The organism is Bacteroides propionicigenes, from assembly GCF_018390535.1.
In the GTDB taxonomy this organism is placed as follows: Bacteria; Bacteroidota; Bacteroidia; order Bacteroidales; family Bacteroidaceae; genus Bacteroides; species Bacteroides propionicigenes.
The window spans coordinates 184160-204908 of sequence record NZ_JAHBBW010000005.1; the positions used below are offsets into that span (position 1 = coordinate 184160).

The 20749-nt window shown below is 45.8% G+C and carries 19 protein-coding genes and 1 tRNA gene; 14 read left to right on the plus strand and 6 right to left on the minus strand.

The window, feature by feature from the left end; genetic code table 11:
• Position 1 precedes the first annotated feature (1 nt).
• The 6 genes from KG118_RS09165 (at position 2) to KG118_RS09190 (ending at position 5347) form a co-directional block, all read left to right on the plus strand.
• Entirely contained in the window at positions 2-385 is a 384-nt protein-coding gene (locus KG118_RS09165) for a hypothetical protein (protein WP_087426937.1), read from the plus strand.
• A 70-nt stretch (positions 386-455) separates the two neighbouring features.
• On the plus strand, positions 456-653 hold the full coding sequence (locus tag KG118_RS09170; RefSeq protein WP_117713110.1) for a hypothetical protein: 198 nt from the start codon (positions 456-458) through the stop codon (positions 651-653).
• A 238-nt stretch (positions 654-891) separates the two neighbouring features.
• Positions 892-2457 carry a hypothetical protein gene (locus tag KG118_RS09175; RefSeq protein WP_233514928.1) on the plus strand — a complete coding sequence of 522 codons (1566 nt, stop codon included), beginning with the start codon at positions 892-894 and terminating at the stop codon, positions 2455-2457.
• A 44-nt stretch (positions 2458-2501) separates the two neighbouring features.
• On the plus strand, positions 2502-3380 hold the full coding sequence (locus KG118_RS09180; RefSeq protein ID WP_117713112.1) for a hypothetical protein: 879 nt from the start codon (positions 2502-2504) through the stop codon (positions 3378-3380).
• A gap of 18 nt (positions 3381-3398) precedes the next feature.
• The gene (locus KG118_RS09185) at positions 3399-4007 is read left to right on the plus strand and encodes an RNA-dependent RNA polymerase family protein (protein WP_117713113.1); all 609 of its coding nucleotides are present in this window, start codon (positions 3399-3401) and stop codon (positions 4005-4007) included.
• A 350-nt stretch (positions 4008-4357) separates the two neighbouring features.
• Positions 4358-5347 (plus strand): hypothetical protein, encoded by a 990-nt coding sequence (locus tag KG118_RS09190; RefSeq protein WP_117713114.1) that lies wholly within the window; start codon positions 4358-4360, stop codon positions 5345-5347.
• 67 nt (positions 5348-5414) lie between these two features.
• Here KG118_RS09190 and KG118_RS09195 read toward each other — a convergent pair.
• Positions 5415-5487, minus strand: a tRNA-Gly gene (locus KG118_RS09195).
• 149 nt (positions 5488-5636) lie between these two features.
• On the opposite strand from KG118_RS09195, the gene cobU reads away from it, so the two are divergent.
• The 4 genes from cobU to cobC are packed head-to-tail and all read left to right on the plus strand — an operon-like array spanning position 5637 to position 8506.
• Positions 5637-6155 carry a bifunctional adenosylcobinamide kinase/adenosylcobinamide-phosphate guanylyltransferase gene (gene cobU / locus KG118_RS09200; RefSeq protein ID WP_117712772.1) on the plus strand — a complete coding sequence of 173 codons (519 nt, stop codon included), beginning with the start codon at positions 5637-5639 and terminating at the stop codon, positions 6153-6155.
• A gap of 24 nt (positions 6156-6179) precedes the next feature.
• Positions 6180-7217 (plus strand): nicotinate-nucleotide--dimethylbenzimidazole phosphoribosyltransferase, encoded by a 1038-nt coding sequence (cobT, locus tag KG118_RS09205; protein WP_117712771.1) that lies wholly within the window; start codon positions 6180-6182, stop codon positions 7215-7217.
• 5 nt (positions 7218-7222) lie between these two features.
• Complete coding sequence (gene cobS, locus KG118_RS09210; protein ID WP_117712770.1) at positions 7223-7963, plus strand: adenosylcobinamide-GDP ribazoletransferase; 741 nt, start codon at positions 7223-7225, stop codon at positions 7961-7963.
• A gap of 12 nt (positions 7964-7975) precedes the next feature.
• Positions 7976-8506, plus strand: coding sequence for an alpha-ribazole phosphatase (cobC, locus tag KG118_RS09215; RefSeq protein WP_117712769.1), 531 nt, complete (start codon positions 7976-7978; stop codon positions 8504-8506).
• Here the strand turns inward: cobC and cbiB are convergent.
• From cbiB to KG118_RS09230, 3 genes are read right to left on the minus strand one after another with little or no spacing between them, the layout of a single operon-like run.
• On the minus strand, positions 8490-9461 hold the full coding sequence (cbiB, locus tag KG118_RS09220; protein ID WP_117712796.1) for an adenosylcobinamide-phosphate synthase CbiB: 972 nt from the start codon (positions 9459-9461) through the stop codon (positions 8490-8492). The genes cobC and cbiB overlap by 17 nt on opposite strands.
• A gap of 24 nt (positions 9462-9485) precedes the next feature.
• On the minus strand, positions 9486-10523 hold the full coding sequence (locus tag KG118_RS09225; protein ID WP_213388424.1) for a threonine-phosphate decarboxylase: 1038 nt from the start codon (positions 10521-10523) through the stop codon (positions 9486-9488).
• Positions 10524-10531: 8 nt separating this feature from the next.
• The gene (locus KG118_RS09230) at positions 10532-12070 is read right to left on the minus strand and encodes a cobyric acid synthase (protein ID WP_117712767.1); all 1539 of its coding nucleotides are present in this window, start codon (positions 12068-12070) and stop codon (positions 10532-10534) included.
• A gap of 112 nt (positions 12071-12182) precedes the next feature.
• Between KG118_RS09230 and KG118_RS09235 the strand changes: the two genes are divergently transcribed.
• From KG118_RS09235 to KG118_RS09245, 3 genes are read left to right on the plus strand one after another with little or no spacing between them, the layout of a single operon-like run.
• Positions 12183-13583 (plus strand): TolC family protein, encoded by a 1401-nt coding sequence (locus tag KG118_RS09235; RefSeq protein ID WP_117712766.1) that lies wholly within the window; start codon positions 12183-12185, stop codon positions 13581-13583.
• 14 nt (positions 13584-13597) lie between these two features.
• Entirely contained in the window at positions 13598-14581 is a 984-nt protein-coding gene (locus KG118_RS09240; protein WP_117712765.1) for an HlyD family secretion protein, read from the plus strand.
• Positions 14582-14583: 2 nt separating this feature from the next.
• The gene (locus tag KG118_RS09245; protein ID WP_117712764.1) at positions 14584-16974 is read left to right on the plus strand and encodes an ABC transporter permease; all 2391 of its coding nucleotides are present in this window, start codon (positions 14584-14586) and stop codon (positions 16972-16974) included.
• Between the two features lie 289 nt (positions 16975-17263).
• On the opposite strand, the gene KG118_RS09250 is transcribed toward KG118_RS09245, so the two are convergent.
• Both KG118_RS09250 and KG118_RS09255 read right to left on the minus strand, forming a co-directional pair.
• A complete protein-coding gene (locus tag KG118_RS09250; RefSeq protein WP_117712763.1) occupies positions 17264-17842 on the minus strand; it encodes a cob(I)yrinic acid a,c-diamide adenosyltransferase in 579 nt (192 codons plus the stop codon).
• Positions 17843-17856: 14 nt separating this feature from the next.
• Complete coding sequence (locus KG118_RS09255; RefSeq protein WP_117712762.1) at positions 17857-19236, minus strand: cobyrinate a,c-diamide synthase; 1380 nt, start codon at positions 19234-19236, stop codon at positions 17857-17859.
• An 81-nt stretch (positions 19237-19317) separates the two neighbouring features.
• On the opposite strand from KG118_RS09255, the gene KG118_RS09260 reads away from it, so the two are divergent.
• Positions 19318-20748 carry a RapZ C-terminal domain-containing protein gene (locus KG118_RS09260; RefSeq protein ID WP_117712761.1) on the plus strand — a complete coding sequence of 477 codons (1431 nt, stop codon included), beginning with the start codon at positions 19318-19320 and terminating at the stop codon, positions 20746-20748.
• The last annotated feature ends 1 nt before the right edge of the window (position 20749 follow it).

The window sequence follows — 20749 nt, forward strand, 5'->3', positions numbered from 1 at the left end:
CATGAAACCAGAAACAGCATACAAGTTGGTAGAAAGATTTAGTCTTACCAATGCAACAATCATGACTATATTTTTTGCTATTCATTCTGATTCTCTTTGGACTGCATTCTGTACCATTGTTACTGTACCAGTAATCGGTATTGCTATGATGGCCATGTATGAATCTTCCGCCAATGGCTACACCGAACTGATGAAAAATCTGACAGAAAAGGATAAAAAGGCAATGAGCGATGTCCCTTGGGATAAGGTAATCAAAGAAGCACGTAATAGATATTTAATGGGGTTAATCGGTATCATGTTTTGCAATATTTTACTTTCTGGGTTAATAATATTTTTCCTATGGATAATAATATATGAAGGAAGAACAGTTGTTTTTAGATTATAAAAATCAATTATAATGGAAAGATGGGAATAAAACGACGAAAACAACGAGAGGCATTTTGATAATCATTTATATGATAGTATTATCATTCTTGACTGATAAAGATATAGTTGAAGATGAAAGTCCAATCATGTATTGCTGGTATAAAACCAATACAGATGCAGATGCCATGTATATTTATAAACCGGACGAAACGACGAGTGATAAACCTCTTATTAAAGTTCGTTATCATCTGGGCGGAGATAAGCCGGAAATTATTTATCCTGAATAACTATCGGTTATAAATGAGGGAAAAGAACGATCTGAATAATCACTTTTAAAATATATATAAAATGCGAACTATTACACGTGAATGCAGAGTTCTGACCATTATTAGATTAGATTATTATCAAGGATATAATAATTGGAAATGGGAATTTTAATTAAGTGTAAACATTATCAGGGAGATGAATATTAATACGGAATTTTAATTTGACATGTCAGTTATGAGACTAAAAACAGTTATAATCATGGGAGTAACAAGTCTTTTCGGCTTGGTTAGTTGCGCAAAGGCACAGATAGGGAAACCGGTTTTCAACTTAGACAATCCGGACTACGGCCTAAACGTAGCCGCTATGATGTCTTCCCTCTTAGATACCACACAGCAGAAGATTGAAGCGCGGTACAAAGTAGATACCCTTAAATTTTACAACACGGAAACGGATGAACCGTTTCCGCCTTTGGTGGCTTACAGAAACAAGGGAGGCAGTAAAAGAACGGAAGCCACTTTCCGAGGATTTGACTTTACAGAACTCGGCATGGTAACAACAGAACAAGGCACATTAGTGCAGGTAAAAGGCAAGGGGGAAACAGACGAAGAAGGTTTCGCCAAGTTGGTGAAAGCAGCCACAAAGAAATACGGAAAACCACATTTTGAGGAGGGAACCGATTTTGAAGGACGACCCAGGCAACTGTACCGCTGGGAAACAAAGAAAGAATATATCCAGTTATATGCTAAAAGTAACAGCAGTAAAGACACACTTGTCATTGCGACGGCAGGCAATGAAAACGGGCTTGTCAATATGGAAAACGACAAGCCGTGTCTGGATGTGACTCTATGGCGATGGAAAAAAGAATATCACGATTGGCTCGTCTTCGAACTGGACTATTGCGTGCTTGGAGAGGAAGCGCAAAAACTATCCAGCTTGTCCAATATTCAGAGTGCAGAGAATTATACACCGGCATGGGTGAAACCGTTCCTTATTACTGCACATAATCTGGATGCTTTGGAAAACTCGGGTGGTGTATGGGGTAAAATCGAAACCAGTTTCTATTATCGTATTCCGAACGGTAAAGTAATCGATGAAACCGGTATAACAGATTTTGTAGAAATCAACCGTGAGGCTTGCCTTCCTTGCTGGGAGTTTGAAGAGTTTAAGAGCAATTTCAAAGACGGACTTAGCACCACAGCATATATGGCTCGCCAAATGGAAAAAGGCGTGAAGTTTACGGAACTGATGGAAGACAAAGAGCTGTGCCCCAATATTACGTATTATGGTGAAGCGAGATGGGGAGAAAAGGTGACAAAATCCGTTATTGTGACGTTTCATTCGAATGGAGATATAGAATGGGCGGAGAGATACTTGACGGAAGATGAAGAACAGCTCCCCCTTGTTGCCGGTGAAACGAGATTGCGGAGAACAAAGAGACTATCCGGTATTGTGAAGTTTGAACGGAATGAAAAAGGAGATATGGTACTGAAAAGTCCTGATGTGGATGAATATGACATATGCGATATGTGCCTCATTATTGATGACAATGTACAAGAACGACTGTACGGAAGGGGATATGATATGGAGTATAAAACAGCGTACATGATGGAAATACAAGAAGAACTGCGGAAAAGCGGTTTGGATTTGGAGCATACAACAGCACGTCTGGTGAGAATGCCGATAATTCCTTTTGTTTTTTTCACTGACGGGAAAAAGGATATGTTTATGAATATCAAACAAGGTTACAGTATCTATACTCCTAATGGCCATGAATGGAAAGCAGGCAAAGTTTACCGGCTTTATGATTATCTGATAAATTGGTGATTAATCATGGAATCACATTATATGAAGTGAGGGGTTAATATCAAATGAAAAAGATAAGCAAAGCAGTTTTTGTATTTGTGTTATCCCTGTTTGTTTGCGTGCAAATGGGATGTACACATCATCGTTGTGTCCCATTCAACCGGAAAGGTTGGGACGAATGGGACGGACATTATTATTCCAGAAAGTTCATGGTTGACGATTTGGTAAATAACCGTCTGAAGGTAGGAATGACTTACCGGGAAATACTGAACCTATTGGGAGAATCCTATTTTGTGAATGAAGAGGATTCGATGCCCGGCATCCGTTATGAAATAGACATTGAGTATCAACTCCTCGACATTGACCCCTACAAGGGAAAAGACTTATTCATAAAATTCGGTAAAGACTCCTTAGTGGCCAGTTATAAACTTATTGAATGGAAATCCGGTTACATACCGGAAGCAGAGAACATATTGGATATACATTACACTGTAACCCAAAGAGGGCCCGTCGAAGTGGACGATTTGTTAGCAAAAGGATACAAAGTAATCGGCCGCTACAAATTGTACAATCCGCACCCCCGCCCGATAACATCCGCCGATGCTCGGTTTATCGCCGGAAAATTAAGCGGGTGGCTGAACTCCTCTTATCCTCAAAAGACATTCCGGCTCGCTTTGCAAAACCTCACGGCAGAAAGCATCAGTAATCACATGAAATATACGTTTACCATGCTATCTTACAAAAGAATTCTTGAAGGAGACTTTTATTGTCTGAAATTGCAAGCGGACGATAAGGAAACCGTTAGTATCTATATTGCTAAAGCTCTGTGCGATGACGAGAATTACGACGATACGGAAGAGTGTGTGGTATATCCTTTCTTTACAGAAGCATGGCATGAAAATATAATGGATTCTAACCCCTATAAACCGGGAGAATTATGGTAATTAAAAAAACAGAAAATAATGAGATATAAAAAGACTGTCAGATTGATACTGATATTCGTAATCATTGTTGGAAGTATTGGACTCTTTTATTCCAACGTATTGCAACCTCCGTTTATCCACATAAATGACGGTAAACGTTTGGTAAATCCAAGAGGAACAGACAGTATTTATATCTATACCGAGGATATATTGGTGGCACATCCTCCTAAGGATACTTTGGAGCGCATGAAGATGATGATAAACTATCATGATACAGCAGGCTTATCTTTAGCCGATTTAAAAAAACGAGGAGACATTACATTTTATTATATGGGATTTTCGAAAAACACCTGTGCTACCCGGAAATTTTATTTAGAGAAACAAAGGAATGTAGAATGCAACAGTAATGAAATCTATATAGGAGATATTTGCATTGTCCGCATGGAAGAAAGTCCTGATAAATGGAAGATTGAGATAAGTTATAATCTGGGGACAGAACCCGACGCCGATTATATCGGGCCAAAATTAAAGTACTACATTTTATATGATGAAAGAGATTCTAATTTTTATGAGAAGCATAAGTATGATGAAATCGTACGATATTACCATGAGTTGCAGGAACGAAAACGACATATAAAGGGTGAGTAAGTGATGGCAGAAATAAAGGAGTGTTTGTAATATGAGAAATAAAATATGGATTATGATAAGTGCATTGTTACTAACTAAAATTACGAAAATCGTTATACTATTACTTGTGCCGTTCCTATTTACAAGTTGCACAAAGACCGAATCAAATCCTTATGAAACATATTGCCCGTTGGACAATATCTGATATTCAAAAGAAAAAAATAATAAGTAATTATTTATATGTAGATAGTAGATATAATACGTTTCCTTTAATAGACTATCAATGAGAGGAAAAGCAACGAATAGATGGAGAAAGTGAATAGAAGCGGAATAAGCAATCAATATAAAAGCTATTTTAAACTATAAAATCAATGAATAACGTATTAAATATCATAAAATCAAGAGTGTTGCTATATTGCACATTGCTTGTCATCGTTTGCAGTTGTACCAAAACGGTGAAACAAAGTAAAGATTTTGACATTGTTGAAACGAACGAATATATAAATATATACAACTCCAAAGGAAAGCTGGACTCAGTGAAAATTACCCAAAAACAATTGATGTACGAGTCGAACGTACTGACTTCGGTAAATATATATACCGGTTTGCATACATACACTTATCAGAATAACAGTCTCTATTCTATCACTGAGACAAGTGAACCGAAAAAAAATATAGTAAGAACCACCTATTATAAAGATAAGTCTGAAGAAACTATTGAGCTTAGGAACAATAAAGATACAATTAACTATTATTTCTACCAATATCGGGATGATGATAAAAAGCAGCTTGAGTATACGCGGATGATACAACGGCTTAACGGTAGACCGATTATCGACATTGACATTAATGACAATTACGAAGAATGGCGCTTTTATCACAAAGACTATCTGTTTAAGATTATCAGGCATGACTTCAACAGTTCTCAGACTGAAGAAACCTATTTCTTTGACACCATTCCTGACAAAGAGGATTTGCAATCCATACCAAAATCAAAAAACAAGCAATTCATTAAATACCATACGTACAATACCATAAATGATACTTTAATTGAAAAATACTTCACCAACGGGAAAGTTGATATGGTTGTTAAGAAATACAACGATAACGGCAAGGAAATGGAGCACACCTGTGCTACCGATGGCTTTGAAATACTTCATATCCGGTATAAAGAGAAAGATATGGATGTAACCGTGACAAGCTCTCCTTTCATGGGTAATAGTGTAGACAGCGTATACGCTAAAAATGGAAAAGATATGAGAGCAGTCCGAGTCGATGATGAGACGAGATGTCTGATAACATACGACTATGACCGGTATGGCAATTTAACAAAAGAAGTGAGAAAAACCAAGTTCTTTTAATGATTATAACATAATACGAAAAAAATCAGATAGAAATCTTTTGATAACTATCTGATTTTCTTTTAAGAGCGGCAAGCGAGGTTCGAACTCGTGACCCTCAGCTTGGGAAGCTGATGCTCTACCAACTGAGCTATTGCCGCGGGGTATGTCTTCCTTTGTGCTGAAAACGTTGGCAAAGGTAATGAAATCTTTTAAAAAAGAAAAAATGAAACCGCTAAAAAAATGTTCTGTTCTTGCCACTGCCACAGAAATCATGTACATTTGCTTCCCGTAAACTTCAAGCAAATCAATGAAACGAATCATACTTATCACCGGCGGAGCCCGTTCGGGCAAAAGTACTTATGCGGAAAAACTGGCGCTCAGTCTCTCTCCCAACCCTGTCTACCTTGCTACGGCACGTATATGGGATGAAGAGTTTCGCAAACGAGTGATACACCATCAGGAAAGACGCGGCGCTGAATGGACGAACATAGAAGAAGAAAAAGAATTGAGCCGCCACGCACTGTCCGGGCGCATAGTCCTGATAGACTGCATAACGCTGTGGTGCACTAACTTCTTCTTCGATTTGAATGCAGACACAGACCAAGCCCTCACCGCTGCCAAAGAAGAATTCGACCGCTTTACCGCACAAGATGCCACTTTTATTTTCGTCACGAATGAGATAGGCATGGGCGGCACATCCGAAAACGAGATACAACGGAAATTTACGGATATGCAAGGTTGGATGAACCAATACATAGCCTCGCAAGCAGATGAAGTGATTCTGATGGTATCCGGCATAGCGGTGAAAATTAAAAATGAAGAATAAAGAATTAAAAAATAAAAGAATACGATGAAAACATTTCATATCTCCCGGCCGGACGAAGCCATCCGCCCGGCATTGATTGATAAAATCAATAATCTGACCAAACCGAAAGGCTCCTTAGGTACTCTGGAAAGCCTTGCACTGCAAATCGGACTTATCCAACAGACTTTAACTCCTACCCTTCAACATCCCCAGAACATCATCTTCGCCGCCGACCACGGTATCGTGGAAGAGGGTGTCAGCCTTTCGCCCAAAGAAATCACTTGGCAGCAAATCAGCAATTTCCTTCATGGCGGTGCAGGCGTCAACTTCCTGTGTCGTCAGCATGGTTTTACGCTAAAAATAGTGGATGCCGGAGTAGATTATGACTTGCCTTATGAAAAAGGTATCATCAATATGAAAGTACGTAAAGGTACGCGCAATTACCTGCATGAAGCCGCAATGACCGAGGAGGAAATGGAACTTTGTCTCGAACGGGGCGCTGAAGTGGTGCGTCGTTGCCACGAAGAAGGCAGCAATGTACTGAGTTTCGGAGAAATGGGGATAGGCAATACTTCCTCTTCTTCTTTATGGATGACTTGCTTCACAGGTATCCCGCTGAAAGAATGTGTAGGTGCGGGAAGCGGTCTGGACAATGCGGGTATCCGCCACAAGTATGAGGTACTGAAACAAGCACTGGACAACTATAAAGGAGATGGCTCGCCACGCGACATCATCCGCTATTTTGGCGGGTTGGAAATGGTAATGGCAGTAGGCGCCATGCTGCAAGCCGCCGAACTGAAGATGATTATTCTGGTAGACGGATTCATCATGACAAACTGTATTCTCGCAGCCGGAAAGCTGCATCCCGAAGTACTGGATTATGCTATCTTCGGGCATTGCGGAGACGAATCCGGACATAAACTTATACTTGATTCACTAAATGTCAACCCATTATTACACTTAGGATTAAGGCTTGGAGAAGGCACAGGAGCAATTTGTGCATATCCCATTGTAGACTCGGCAGTCCGTATGGTTAATGAAATGGATAACTTTGCCCACGCCTCTATTACCAAATACTTTTAAGGCTCATGAATATATTGGCTGCATTTATCTTCTTTACACGACTTCCTTTCTGGAAAATAAAGGAAGTGCCCGCCGAATGTTTCAAGCACGTAGTACCCTATTGGCCGCTGGCAGGCTGGCTGACCGGAGGCATCATGGCAGGTACTTTATGGCTTGCCGGACAGATATTGCCTATATCCATAGCCTGGGTTATGGCTGTCATCGCCCGGTTGCTTGCCACAGGTTGCCTGCACGAAGACGGATTGGCGGACTTTCTCGACGGATTTGGCGGCGCCACCACCCGTGAGCGCACGCTTGCCATTATGAAAGACTCGCATATAGGCAGCTACGGCGTTATCGGTTTGATAATCTATTTCTTACTGTTGTCACAGCTATCCTTCCTTCCCCTGCACCTTCTCTGCATACTTGTATTTTGCGGCGATTGCTGGTCGAAGTTCTGTGCATCCCAGCTCATCAACTACCTGCCATACGCCCGTAAGGAGGAAGACAGCAAAGCCAAAGTGATATACAACCGTATGAATTGGCACGAACTTCTCACTGCATTCATATGCGGACTATTACCGCTGATAGTGCTTCTGCCCGTAAAGCTATGGGTCGCCACTTTGTTTCCGCTATTGACCTTTGTCTTGCTCTGCCGACTGATGAAACGCCGCCTGCAAGGATATACGGGGGACTGTTGCGGAGCGGCTTTTTTGCTTTGTGAATTATCATTCTATATAGGAAGCGTAATTTTAATTATGAATTAGGAAATGTAAATTATGGAAATAGTATTTATCCGACACACCTCTGTCGATGTTCCGTCCGGTGTATGTTACGGTCAGACAGATGTCCCCCTGAAACCGACTTTTGAACAGGAAGCGGCCGTTACCAAAGAGAATTTGAAAGCATATTTGCCTTTCAACCATGTATATACCAGTCCGCTCACACGCTGTGTACGCCTTGCCACCTACTGCGGATATCCTGATGCGGAACATGACAAGCGTATTATGGAGATTAACTTCGGAGATTGGGAAATGAAACCTTTCGACCGTAACGACGACCCTCGTCTGCAGGAATGGTATGCCGATTATTTGAATGTTGCAGCCACCGGTGGAGAATCGTTCGCCATGCAATACCAACGTGTCAGCCGGTTTCTGGACGAACTGAAAACCAAACCATACCAACGGGTGGCAATCTTTGCACATGGCGGTGTGTTGATTTGCGCACAGATATATGCCGGGCTCATCAAAGCCGAAGAAGCATTCAGCGCACTGACACCTTACGGGGGCATCATCAGAATTGTCCTATAAGAGACAAACAGGTAGCCGTGACGATGGCAACTATTATCATAATCCATTCTGCACAACGGTTGATGCGCACGGCAACCTGCATATCTTCCGTTGTCAAAGGACGCTCATTCTCCCCGATATAGGGTTTCCACACCTCTTCTCCAAAATAGTTGTGAGGTCCGCCAAAACGACAGTTCAAGATTCCGGCAAGAGCCGCTTCGGGATAGCCGGAATTGGGACTGGCATGCTGATTGCCATACTTCCCTACAAAGAGCAGCAATGAGAACCTGCCGGAAGCCGCTACCATAAGAAAAGCAGTCAAACGTGCAGGGATATAATTGGCAACATCATCCAAGCGCGCTGCGAAACATCCGAACCGGCGATACCGTTCATTCCTGTATCCTATCATGGAGTCCAGTGTGTTTATCATCTTATAAGCAATCATTCCCGGCACCCCCAATACAATGTACCAAAACAACGGAGCAATAACCCCGTCACTCAAATTCTCCGCCAATGTCTCCAATGCCGCTGTACGTACTTCCTGTGCCGAAAGCCCGGAAGTATCACGTCCTACGATACGGGCCACCTGCCGCCTGCCTTCTTCCAAAGAACAGTCTGCGGCCTTAAACACTCCACGAACCTCACGCACCAGCGTAGTGCCGGCAAGGCAATAGAAGATAAGCAGTACTTGCAAGGTCAAAAGCAGTCCGGGTGAATAATGCGCCGCCCAACGCAGCAAAAACAACGTAAGGAAATAAACGCCTGCCACAAGTATCAATGACATGGAAGCCCCTTTCAAGAAGCGGGCACCCCCATTATTCAAATGACGCTCACCGAAAGAAATAGCTCTGCCGAAAGCCACCACAGGATGCGGCAACCAAGCCGGATCACCCAGCCAATGGTCCAGCAACCATGCCGTAAGCAGCGGAAGGTTCAGATTAAAAGCAATGCCTAAAATGATAATTATATCTTCCATAAAAATATTTCCCGCATTCATAGATTATAAATCCAAGCTCATAAATCTTGCAATCGCCGCCACCAGCCTGTCATTTTCTTCCGGGGTCTGCGTGGCGATACGGAAGAACTGTTCGTTCAGCCCTGCAAAATTGGAAGCGTCCCGAATGAGAATGCCATATTCTCCGGCAAGATAATCCTTCAAAGCAGATGCCCTTCCCATACGAAGCCTCACCAACATAAAATGCGTTTGCGTAGCCCATACTTCCAATCCGCCGATGGCTTGAAGCGCAACGGACAGACGTGCCGTTTCTTCCAAATAAGCCGCCACATCCAACGGATTGGGAACATCATTCTCCAGCAAAAACATTCCCGCTTCAATGGCAAGCTGATTGACCGACCAAGGCATACGGTTAGTCCGCAATCGTGCCAGCAAACCGGAATTGCCCGTCACATAACCAAGCCGCAAACCGGGAACAGCATACCTTTTTGTCATGGAATGCAACAGCAGGACATTGGAATATTCCGCCGCCTCTGCCGGAGAAAAGAGCGGGCATAATGTAAAGAACTCATAAGACTGGTCTATAATAAAACAAACCTGCGGATTATGTTCTATCAGCTCACGCATATATTCCTTATCAACCACCGTTCCTGTCGGATTATTGGGATTGCACAGCCAACACATCCGCACATCGTCCGGCAAGAGATACCCGTCTTGCTCTTGAGGCAACTGATATAATGAAGTCACCCGGTGTCCGTGCATACGGCAGGCATCCGCATACTCTCTGAAGGTAGGTTGCAAAATAGCCGTATTCGTGCCCCGGAAAGTCTGTGCTATGAGATAGATTGCCTCAGTTGCGCCGTTTGTCACACAGACGGCATCGGCAGGCAGATGACAGCGTCGGGCTATTCGGGCTTCAAGCGTGTAGGGTTCCGGTTCGGGATAGTGGCCGATACCCTCAATCCGCTCGCACAGGTGTGCTTTCAATAGGGAAAGATCCACCTTGCTGTAAACGTTGGAACTGAAATTAGCCGTTATCGGGCGGTTATATTTGTAGGAGTCATCTCCATGTCCTTCAATCATATCTCTATCTATATTTGGTTCTCTGTCAATATCTGATAGATAAGCGGCATATTGACGTGACGACGCACGTGTTCGGCAAGCTTATCATACTGTTCTTCCTTAAACTGTTGATAGTTGAATGTCTCTGTTTTTTCCGACAATTTACCGGCAAACGGTTCGAGCAGGAAATCAATAAATTCCGGATTATCAAGAATACCGTGAATGTAGGTTCCCATACAGGTGCGATCGGCAAAATACCCGTCCCACTGTCCGTTTTCCAACAGATTCAGCGGAGAGGCAGGCGCACCCTCTACGGGAACGGTACTACCCATGTGAATCTCGTAGCCTTTTAATTGAAAGTTGGGAGTTGAAAGTTGGGAGTTGCTGTGCGGAACAGTGGTGCGGCAACTTTCAAGTAGTTTGAAATTCACTTGCCTTGTCACCTTCTCTCCCGTCATACGGGTACTCACAGGCAGGAGTCCAAGACCGGGCAGGCGGTCAATATCTCCTTCAACGTGTTCGGGGTCAAGTATCTCCTGCCCCATAAGCTGATAACCGCCGCAGATGCCCAGTACGGCAGTCCCTTCACGATGGGCGCGGACAACAGCCTGCGCCACCCCGTTACGGCGAAGTTCATAAAGGTCGGAAAGCGTACTCTTACTGCCGGGCAGGATGATAATATCCGCCTTTGCCAGTTCATCCGTATTATTGGTATAGAAAAGGTGTACGCGCGGGTCACGTTCCAGCGCGTTGAAATCCGTAAAATTACTGAGATGGCGCAAAAGCACAACGGCAATGTTTACCTTTCCCCGTTCCGCCTGCATCGACTTTGCGGCAAGGGCTACCGAATCTTCCTCCTCTATATAAATGTCCTTATAATAAGGCACTACACCCACAACAGGAATACCGCACAGTTCTTCAATCATCTTGACGCCCGACTCAAAGAGCCGTATGTCTCCACGGAATTTATTGATAAGAATACCCTTTATCCGTTCACGTTCATTTGGACGAAGCAACATCACCGAGCCATAAACACTGGCAAACACCCCGCCCCTATCAATATCCGCTACCAGAATCACATCCGCCCCGGCATACAGAGCCATAGGAAGGTTTACCAAATCTGAGTCACGCAAATTAATTTCGGAGATACTTCCCGCACCTTCCAGTACCACAGGGTTATATCTCCGTGCCAGCCTGTCATAAGCGGCGCACACCTCTTTGCGCAACTCTTCACGCCCTTCCTTGCGGAAATAATCATAAGCATTGCGATTGCCGATGGGACGACCGTTCAGAACCACCTGCGAGGTATGGTCGGACTGTGGCTTCAACAGCAACGGATTCATATCCGTATGGCAAGGTACGCCTGCAGCCTCAGCCTGCACGGCCTGTGCACGGCCAATCTCCAGCCCCTCGGGAGTGGCATACGAGTTTAGTGCCATATTCTGCGCCTTGTAGGGTGCAGGCCTGTAACCATCCTGTTTGAAAATACGGCAGAAAGCAGCCGCAATAACGCTCTTGCCTACATCACTGCCTGTGCCGGCAAACATAATAGGGTGAAGTATCTTCATATATTTTTGTATTTCCGAGCACAAAGGTAGCAAAAAGGTCGGTAGATTGAACAATAAAAAAGAATGAGTGTTTCAAGTTTATCATTCTAAACCTAAACGAAAAACTTGACATATGAAACAAATCTTATTCATTATTCTTCTGGGAACGGGTATTTCCGTAACGGCACAGCCCCTTTCCCTGAGCTTCGATGATGCCCTGCGGCAAATGCAGCAGGGAAACCGCAGCCTGAAGATAGCCGACAAGGGTATTGAAGCCGCACGTGCAGAACGTGACAAGCTGAATGCCCTTTGGTATCCCAGTCTGCAAGGTGCGGGAACATTTGTACACCTGTCCGAAAAGATAGAAGTGAAACAGCCTCTTTCGCAATTTACAGACCCCGCCAAAGACTTCGTACACAGCCTTGTTCCCGATGACCGGTTCATCAGCAGCATCCTCGACCAGATAGGCAGCCACACACTTGTCTTTCCGCTTGCCCCGCGAAACCTCACAACCGTAGGGCTGACAGCCGAATGGATTGTCTTTTCCGGCGGAAAACGCATCCGTGCCGGTAAAATAGGAAACACAATGATTGACATGGCACGCGAAAACCGTGAGCAAACCGACGCTACCCAACGTACCCTTTTAGCGGAAAGCTATTTCGGACTACGTCTGGCACAAGAAGTGGTGCGTGTACGCCAAGATACCTACCACAGCCTGAAACGCCATTACGAGAATGCACTGAAACTGGAATCCGCCGGAATGATAGACAAGGCGGGGCGGCTCTTCGCACAAGTAAACATGGACGAAGCGCAACGCTCATTGGAAGCCTCGCAAAAAGAAGTCACAGTGTTGCAGAACGCATTGTGCACGTTGCTCAACATGGACGATACCTGCGAGATACAGCCCACTTCCCCTCTCTTCATAAATGCCGTCCTCCCCGCCAAGGAAGAGTTCTTGCAAACCATGCGAACCGAGAACTACACCGTCAACCAATTGCAGTTACAATCGCACATCGCCAAGCAACAGCTCCGTATCGACCAAAGCGGATACCTGCCCGATATTGCCGTGTTCGGCAAGCAGACATTGTATGCTCATGGTATCCAAAGTAACCTCGTTCCCCGCACCATGATAGGAGTAGGATTCACTTGGAATCTTTTTGACGGCTTAGCACGGGAAAAGCGCATACGCCAATCCAAGATAACCCGACAAACCCTTGCCATAGGACAAGAAAAAGCCAAAGACGATTTAAGCGTGGGCATCGACAAACTCTACACGCAAATGCAAAAGGCCCAAGACAATGTACGCGCCCTGAATAGTACAATCGAACTGAGTGAAGAACTGGTACGTATCCGCAAGAAATCGTTCACCGAAGGCATGGCTACGAGTACCGAAGTGATAGATGCCGAAACGATGCTGTCTGCCGTACGTGTCGCCCGTTTGGCTGCCTATTACGAGTACGACGTGGCATTGATGAATCTTCTGGCGCTATGCGGCATACCGGAGCAGTTTGATAAATTGAGAATCGAAAACTAAAAATTGTAATAAAAATGAATATCAACAATAAAACCATCAGCATTGCATTCATCGTCATTTTAGTCGTTACCGTAGCAATATCGGTCATTGGAATGCTACTTATGAGACGGCAGCCTTTGGTGTTGCAAGGACAGATAGAAGCCACAGAAATACGTATCAGCGGAAAACTTCCGGGACGCATCGATTCCTTTCTCGTAGAAGAAGGCGACCGGGTAAAAGCCGGTGACACACTCGTTGTCATCAACAGCCCTGTCATAGAAGCCAAATACCGCCAAGTAAATGCCTTGGAACAGGTGGCTCAAGAGCAAAACAAAAAGATTGATGCCGGTACACGCCGGCAGATAGTCGCCACAGCCCGGCAACTATGGAACAAGACGCAAAGCGACCTCACCCTTGCCCAAACCACCTATCAGCGTATTCTCACCCTCTACAAGGACAGTGTAGTCACCTCGCAACGCAAGGATGAAGTGGAGGCCATGTACAAAGCCGCGCAAGCTGCCGAACGCGCTGCCTACCAACAGTATCAGATGGCAGTAGACGGTGCGCAAAGCGAAGACCGTGCCGCCGCACGTAGCCTTGTAGATGCCGCCCGCAGCACTGTAGACGAAGTCTCCGCCCTCTTGGTAGACTCCAGACTCACGGCCCCCGAAGACGGGCAGATAGCCACTATCTTTCCCAAACGCGGTGAACTGGTCGCCCCGGGCACTCCCATTATGAGTTTGGTAGTAATGAGCGACGTACACGTAGTCCTGAATATTCGAGAAGATTTAATGCCCCGATTCCAAATGGGCGGCACCTTCCAAGCCGACGTTCCCGCCCTCGACAAAAAAGGCATAGAGTTCCGCATCTACTATATCAGCCCGCTGGGCAGCTTCGCCACTTGGAAGTCCACCAAACAAACAGGCAGTTACGATATGCAAACCTTTGAAATACACGCACGTCCTGTACAAGCGGTAGAAGGGTTACGACCGGGAATGTCTGTTCTAATAAAAATGTAGTAATGAATGTATTTCTTCGCGAATATCACCGTATAACCTCCCGCCGTCTTTATCTCGGCGTGTGCATTATTCTGCCCCTGTTCTGTCTGTTCTTTATGGCTACCATCTTCGGAAACGGGCAAATGGAGAACATCCCCATAGGCATTGTAGACCAAGATAATACAGCCACTTCACGCAACATTTCCCGCCGTATATCGGCAGCTCCTACATTCAGCGTCACGAAGCGCTTTACCGATGAAGCCTCTGCACGCCAAGCATTGCAGCGGAAAGAGATATACGGCTACTTATCCATCCCGCCCCGGTTCGAGCAAAAGGCCGTCAGTGGGACGGATGCGTCACTGAGCTATTACTACCACTACGCTCTTCTTTCAGTAGGAAGCGAGTTAATGGCCGCCTTTGAAACCACGCTTGCCCCCGTGGCGCTATCCCCCATTATCGTGCGGGCAGAGGCATTGGGAGTGGAACAAAACCGGATGCAAACATTCCTTCTCCCGATAGAAGCCGGCACGCATCCGCTCTATAACCCGGATATGGATTACTCCATCTATCTGAGCCAACCGTTTTTCTTCGTCCTGTTTCAAATACTGATTCTACTTGTAACGGTCTATGCCATAGGCAGCGAATTCAAGTTTGGCACGACACAAGACTGGCTTCGGGCTGCCATACCCGCAGGAAAAGATTCCGGCAATCTGCAAAACGCCAATATCTTTGTCGCTGTTGTAGGAAAGTTGCTGCCCTACACCCTTATATTCTCAATAATAGGCATACTGGCAAACTACGTGCTATTCGGGCCGTTACACATCCCCTTTCAAGGCAGCCTGTGGCTGATGAACAGCGTAACGGTACTCTTCGTCATGGCAACACAAGCATTGGCGGTAGTGATATTCTCTATCTTTCCCAAGATAGCCTATATCATCAGTGTAGTTTCAATGGTAGGCTCATTGGGAGCTACCCTGTCGGGAGTCACCTTTCCGGTAACCGCCATGTATGCGCCTGTCCATGCTGCATCCTACCTGTTTCCGGTACGCCACTTCACCGAAGCGGCACAGGCCATGATTTATTTCAATGCAGGTCTTGCCTACTTCTGGCAATCGGTAGCCATACTACTGGTATTCCTATTGTTGGCAGTATCGGTTCTGCCTTTATTGAATTGGTGGATAAAGAGAACGGTCGCCGCAGATAATACGTTGCCCCATCTCCATGCGGATAAAAACAAGATATCCTCCTTAAGCGATATTATCCGCCACGAATGGAAAGCCATCTCCACCAATCCCGCAATCCTGTTGGTACTGGCAGGCGGCATATTCCTATACGGTTTGCTCTACAACTATATGTACGCTCCTAATTTGGTGCGCAAAGCCCCCGTTGCCGTAGTAGACCTCTCTCATTCCGCACTCAGCCGGGAGTATGTGCGTTGGCTGGATGCCGCTCCGCAGACTTCGGTCTATGCACAGACACCCAATATCCTCGAAGCGCGCGAATGGATGAAGCAAGGTAAAGTGACCGGCATACTCTACATACCTTCCGACTTCGAGGCACGTGTGGCACGCGGCGAAACATCCGTATTCACTCTTTATGCCGCAACCAACGCATTTCTCAACTTCAAGGGATTACAAGAGGCAAGTTCACGCGTAATGCTTGCCGTAAACGATGCCCACCGACCTGCCGGAGCTGTTTTCCTGCCACCGCAAGGGTTGCTGGCTGTTGCATCGTCTGCCCCCGTCAGTGTATCAGGAACAGCTCTCTACAATTACACCGAGGGGTATGGCTCTTATCTGATTCCCGCTGTAATGATTGTTATCATCTTCCAGACGATGCTGATGGTGATTGCCATGCTTACCGGCGAGGAGGCGGAAGCAAGGCGGAAAGGGATTTTCCTTACGGATGTCCGCTCCCTGAAAGATGCGCTGCGCATCGTGTCGGGAAGAACTTTCGTATATGTCATGCTGTATGTTGTGTTCTCCATGTTCCTGTTGGGACTTCTTCCGCATCTGTTCAGCATTCCCAACATAGGAAGCGGTCGGGACATTGTCACTATGATGATTCCTTTCCTGCTTGCCACAAGTTTCTTTGCGCTTGCTATGTCCCGTTGGTTCACCGACTCCGAAGCCCCGCTACTGATGATAGCTTTCTTTTCAGTGGGCTACATCTTTCTTTCCGGCGTCTCCTACCCGTTGGAACTAATGCCCTGGTATTGGCAAGCGGCACACTATGTATTCCCTGTGGCTCCCGCCGTACTCGCTTTCGTAAAATTGAATTCAATGGGTGCCAATCTGGTAGACATCTGGCCTCAGATGCTGACTTTGTGGGTACAAGTAATCGTATACGGTGCATGGGCGGTACACACTACAAGGCGGGTCTATAATTCTACCAGTGTTGCAAATTCCGTTTGATGTATGTCAAAAGGAATTTGCAACACTGGCAAAACTTTTTTTGATGTACATCATATGCCCATAGAAGAAATGGAATAACACAAAAAAACGGGCATAAAAAAAGGCTATCTATCCCAGACAGCCAATCTTTTTGTTAACCTTAAATCTAATACTATGAAAAACACATTGCAAATATACGGACATTTCGGGAATCTCCAAATTATACGAAAGTTGTAGCCCAACTTATAACATGGTTTAATAGGAATAGGCTGCTGTTAACAAATCAGTGACAGGAATTAAGAAAAAGTTACTATTTGATTCCACCTTTTTTCCGTTTATAAGCAAACTCCTGCCATTTCTCTTCCGACCAGTCCTGCCGCTGCATCTCGGCGCGTGCCATGACAAAAAAGAAATCAGACAAGCGATTCACGAAACACAATATATCTTCATTCAACGGAGATTGGCGATGCAATGTCCACAAACGTCGTTCGGCACGCCTTGCCACTGTACGGGCAAAATGCAGCTGCGCAGAGACAGGAGTTCCGCCCGGCAGAAGAAAATAACCGTTTTCCTTCAATTCAGCGGTCATGGCATCCATTTCCTGTTCGCAGCGTGCGGTCAGCTGTGCGGCAGATAGGAAGTTAGGATTCAATACATCATCGGGGGTAGCGACATGGCTCATCACTACCATCAATTCCTTTTGGATGGTGTGCAGTAATTCCTGCCAATCGTCTTCGGCAGGAAGCATGGAACGCACGATTCCTATCACGGCATTCAATTCGTCCAGACAGCCATTTGCCTCAATACGAATATCATCTTTGGGAACACGCGCTCCGCCATGAATGCCGGTTGTCCCTTTGTCTCCCGTACGGGTATATACTCTTTTCATCTTTCAGCACATTGTTATTCAAATAATCTCATTATGTCCGTCTCTCCCCAGTAAAGGTGCGTATAGCTTGCTATCGTGTTCTTGTAGCGAAACACAGGCGTACTCACCGGCTGTCCTTTGGCATTATACGCCTGTGCGGCAGTAGGCGGAATATACAGTTCTTTCTTACTGTCATCGGGAGCTGCCCCCAACTTTCCAAACTGCGTATAATGAAATTCATGCCCCCGCAAATGCTGCCCCTTATAGTCGAAACTGCGATAGCCCAATGTCAGTTTCCGACATTCATCCTCATTGGAGATATAAAAAGGGAATACTCCCACCATCCTGTCGAACCCGCTGTCATTACCCCCATGCTCCCGCCTGTCATAACCGACGGCATACGAAAGATAAATCAGCCCGCCACACTCCGCCAGCGTCTTGCCACCGGACTCTATATACTCCCGAACGGATTCTTTCATCTTATAAGCTCCGGCAAGCTTCCGGGAATGCTTTTCCGGATATCCGCCCGGCAAATACAGCAAATCAATATCCTGCGATATGGGGATATTCTCTTCCGGATTGAAGAAAGAAACACTCCCCATCCCACGCAATATCTCCAAGTGCTCCTCATAAATGAAAGAGAAAGATTCTTCATTACGGGCCACCAATACACGCAGGCCACCCGGTTTCCGAGTGCCGACAATTGTCTTGTCCTTTTCCTCCGGCACTTTCTGTAACGGAAGAGCCGTTTTTTCCAACAATAGTTTCCAATCCACATATTGTTCCAGTAACTCCGTCAGAGTACCGATGGTATCCGTACCTTTAGACTGACTGAAATCAAGCCCCAAATAACGCGATTCCTGTTCCAACGCTTTTGTCTTTGGAAGATACCCCAAACAGGTGACACCTACCTCGGTACACACTTCCCGAAGCATTTCATAATGTCGGGGCGACCCTACACGATTGAATATCACTCCCGCAATCCGTATCTCCGGACGAAAATGAATGAATCCCTCCAATAAAGGAGCCATTGAATAAGCGGCAGATTTGGCATCCACCACCAACACTACAGGAAGCTGCAACAGCTGTGCTATCTCCGCCGAAGAGCCCCGGTCACGATCGTACCCGTCGAACATCCCCATCATCCCTTCCACAATGCAGGCATCTGCAGGAGCAGCGTGGCGTGCATAGAGTCCACGTATATGTTCGGCGGAAGCCATAAACGTGTCCAGATTAATGGAAGCGCGTCCGCATACAGCCGCATGATATTTGGTGTCTATATAGTCCGGTCCGCATTTAAAAGGCTGCACCGCCAACCCTTTTTGTGTCAGCAAAGCCATGAGTCCGCGGCTTACGGTAGTCTTTCCGCTGCCCGATGTAGGGGCGGCTATGAGAATTTGAGGAATGGAACACATTTCTATATGGATTTTTAGGCAAAGGTAAAAATATCTCCGACAAAACCCTTATCTTAGCTGCCAAATATAAAAAAAAACGCTATGATAACCGAAGAACTTAAAAAACTCTATATCTCACATACCGGGCACGAACCCGAAACCATTGACGAACTTCCCTCTTCCGGCTCCAACCGCCGCTACTTTCGCCTCACAGGTACACCTACACTAATAGGTGTCAGCGGTGAATCCGTTGAAGAGAACCGTGCCTTTCTTTATATGGCAGAACATTTTCGCCAAAAAGGCCTGCCCGTACCTCAAGTTTTTATCCGTTCCGAAGATGATGTTTACTATCTGCAAGAAGACTTGGGAGACACTCTCTTATTCAATGCCATCGAGAAAGGACGCAAGACGAGCGTATTCGGAGAAGAGGAGAAGCAACTGTTGCGCAAAACCATCCGGCTATTGCCCGCCGTACAATTTGCCGGAGCCGACGGCATGGACTTTTCCTATTGTTACCCGCAGGCAGAGTTCAACAGCCGCAGCATCTTGTGGGACTTGAACTACTTTAAATACTGTTTCCTCAAGGCAACCGGCATGGATTTCCAAGAAGACCGTCTGGAAGACGATTTCCAGAAGATGACGGACGTACTCCTTCGCAGCAGTTCCGCTACTTTCATGTATCGTGACTTCCAAAGCCGCAACGTAATGATTAAGGATGATGAACCTTGGCTCATCGACTTTCAGGGCGGACGCAAAGGGCCTGTCTACTACGATGTGGCTTCATTCCTGTGGCAAGCCAAAGCCAACTATCCCGACAGCCTGCGCCAAGAACTCCTGAAAGAGTACATCGAAGCCTTGCGCAAGTACCAACCGGTGGACGAAAACTACTTCTATGCCCAACTCCGTCATTTCGTACTGTTCCGCACCATGCAGGTATTAGGCGCATACGGTTTCCGCGGCTACTTCGAGAAGAAGCCCCACTTCATCCAAAGCGTACCTTTCGCCATCGAAAACCTGCGCCAGCTATTGCAAGAGCCCTATCCCGAATATCCGTATCTCTGCAAAGTACTGCGCGAACTGACCGAACTGAAACAATTCACCGACGACCTGCAAAAACGCCGTCTGGTAGTCAAGGTCACCAGCTTTGCTTACAAAAAAGGCATTCCCGAAGATTCTTCCGGCAACGGCGGCGGCTTCGTATTTGACTGCCGTGCGGTGAACAACCCCGGTAAATACGAACGTTACAAGCCTTTCACCGGACTCGACGAACCTGTTATCCGCTTCCTCGAAGAGGACGGAGAAATCACTGTCTTCCTCGAACACGTATATGCCTTGGTAGACGCATCCGTAAAACGGTATATAGAGCGCGGTTTCACTAACCTGTCCATATGTTTCGGTTGTACGGGCGGTCAGCATCGCTCCGTATATTCAGCGCAGCATCTCGCTGAACATCTGAACAAAAAATTCGGCGTACAAGTGAATTTGATGCACAGAGAACAGAATATAGAACAAAACTTTAGCGCAAAAAGGTAAA

What these genes read in the sequence shown, in the direction of transcription:
- cbiB (WP_117712796.1), bottom strand. Translation starts at nt 9,461, where the DNA reads ATGGAAGATATAATTATCATTTTAGGCATTGCTTTTAATCTGAACCTT.
- KG118_RS09175 (WP_233514928.1), top strand. Translation starts at nt 892, where the DNA reads ATGGGAGTAACAAGTCTTTTCGGCTTGGTTAGTTGCGCAAAGGCACAG.
- KG118_RS09165 (WP_087426937.1), top strand. Translation starts at nt 2, where the DNA reads ATGAAACCAGAAACAGCATACAAGTTGGTAGAAAGATTTAGTCTTACC.
- KG118_RS09180 (WP_117713112.1), top strand. Translation starts at nt 2,502, where the DNA reads ATGAAAAAGATAAGCAAAGCAGTTTTTGTATTTGTGTTATCCCTGTTT.
- KG118_RS09260 (WP_117712761.1), top strand. Translation starts at nt 19,318, where the DNA reads ATGATAACCGAAGAACTTAAAAAACTCTATATCTCACATACCGGGCAC.
- cobT (WP_117712771.1), top strand. Translation starts at nt 6,180, where the DNA reads ATGAAAACATTTCATATCTCCCGGCCGGACGAAGCCATCCGCCCGGCA.
- cobC (WP_117712769.1), top strand. Translation starts at nt 7,976, where the DNA reads ATGGAAATAGTATTTATCCGACACACCTCTGTCGATGTTCCGTCCGGT.
- KG118_RS09190 (WP_117713114.1), top strand. Translation starts at nt 4,358, where the DNA reads ATGAATAACGTATTAAATATCATAAAATCAAGAGTGTTGCTATATTGC.
- KG118_RS09245 (WP_117712764.1), top strand. Translation starts at nt 14,584, where the DNA reads ATGAATGTATTTCTTCGCGAATATCACCGTATAACCTCCCGCCGTCTT.
- KG118_RS09250 (WP_117712763.1), bottom strand. Translation starts at nt 17,842, where the DNA reads ATGAAAAGAGTATATACCCGTACGGGAGACAAAGGGACAACCGGCATT.
- KG118_RS09235 (WP_117712766.1), top strand. Translation starts at nt 12,183, where the DNA reads ATGAAACAAATCTTATTCATTATTCTTCTGGGAACGGGTATTTCCGTA.
- cobU (WP_117712772.1), top strand. Translation starts at nt 5,637, where the DNA reads ATGAAACGAATCATACTTATCACCGGCGGAGCCCGTTCGGGCAAAAGT.
- KG118_RS09170 (WP_117713110.1), top strand. Translation starts at nt 456, where the DNA reads ATGATAGTATTATCATTCTTGACTGATAAAGATATAGTTGAAGATGAA.
- cobS (WP_117712770.1), top strand. Translation starts at nt 7,223, where the DNA reads ATGAATATATTGGCTGCATTTATCTTCTTTACACGACTTCCTTTCTGG.
- KG118_RS09185 (WP_117713113.1), top strand. Translation starts at nt 3,399, where the DNA reads ATGAGATATAAAAAGACTGTCAGATTGATACTGATATTCGTAATCATT.
- KG118_RS09240 (WP_117712765.1), top strand. Translation starts at nt 13,598, where the DNA reads ATGAATATCAACAATAAAACCATCAGCATTGCATTCATCGTCATTTTA.
- KG118_RS09225 (WP_213388424.1), bottom strand. Translation starts at nt 10,523, where the DNA reads ATGATTGAAGGACATGGAGATGACTCCTACAAATATAACCGCCCGATA.
- KG118_RS09255 (WP_117712762.1), bottom strand. Translation starts at nt 19,236, where the DNA reads ATGTGTTCCATTCCTCAAATTCTCATAGCCGCCCCTACATCGGGCAGC.
- KG118_RS09230 (WP_117712767.1), bottom strand. Translation starts at nt 12,070, where the DNA reads ATGAAGATACTTCACCCTATTATGTTTGCCGGCACAGGCAGTGATGTA.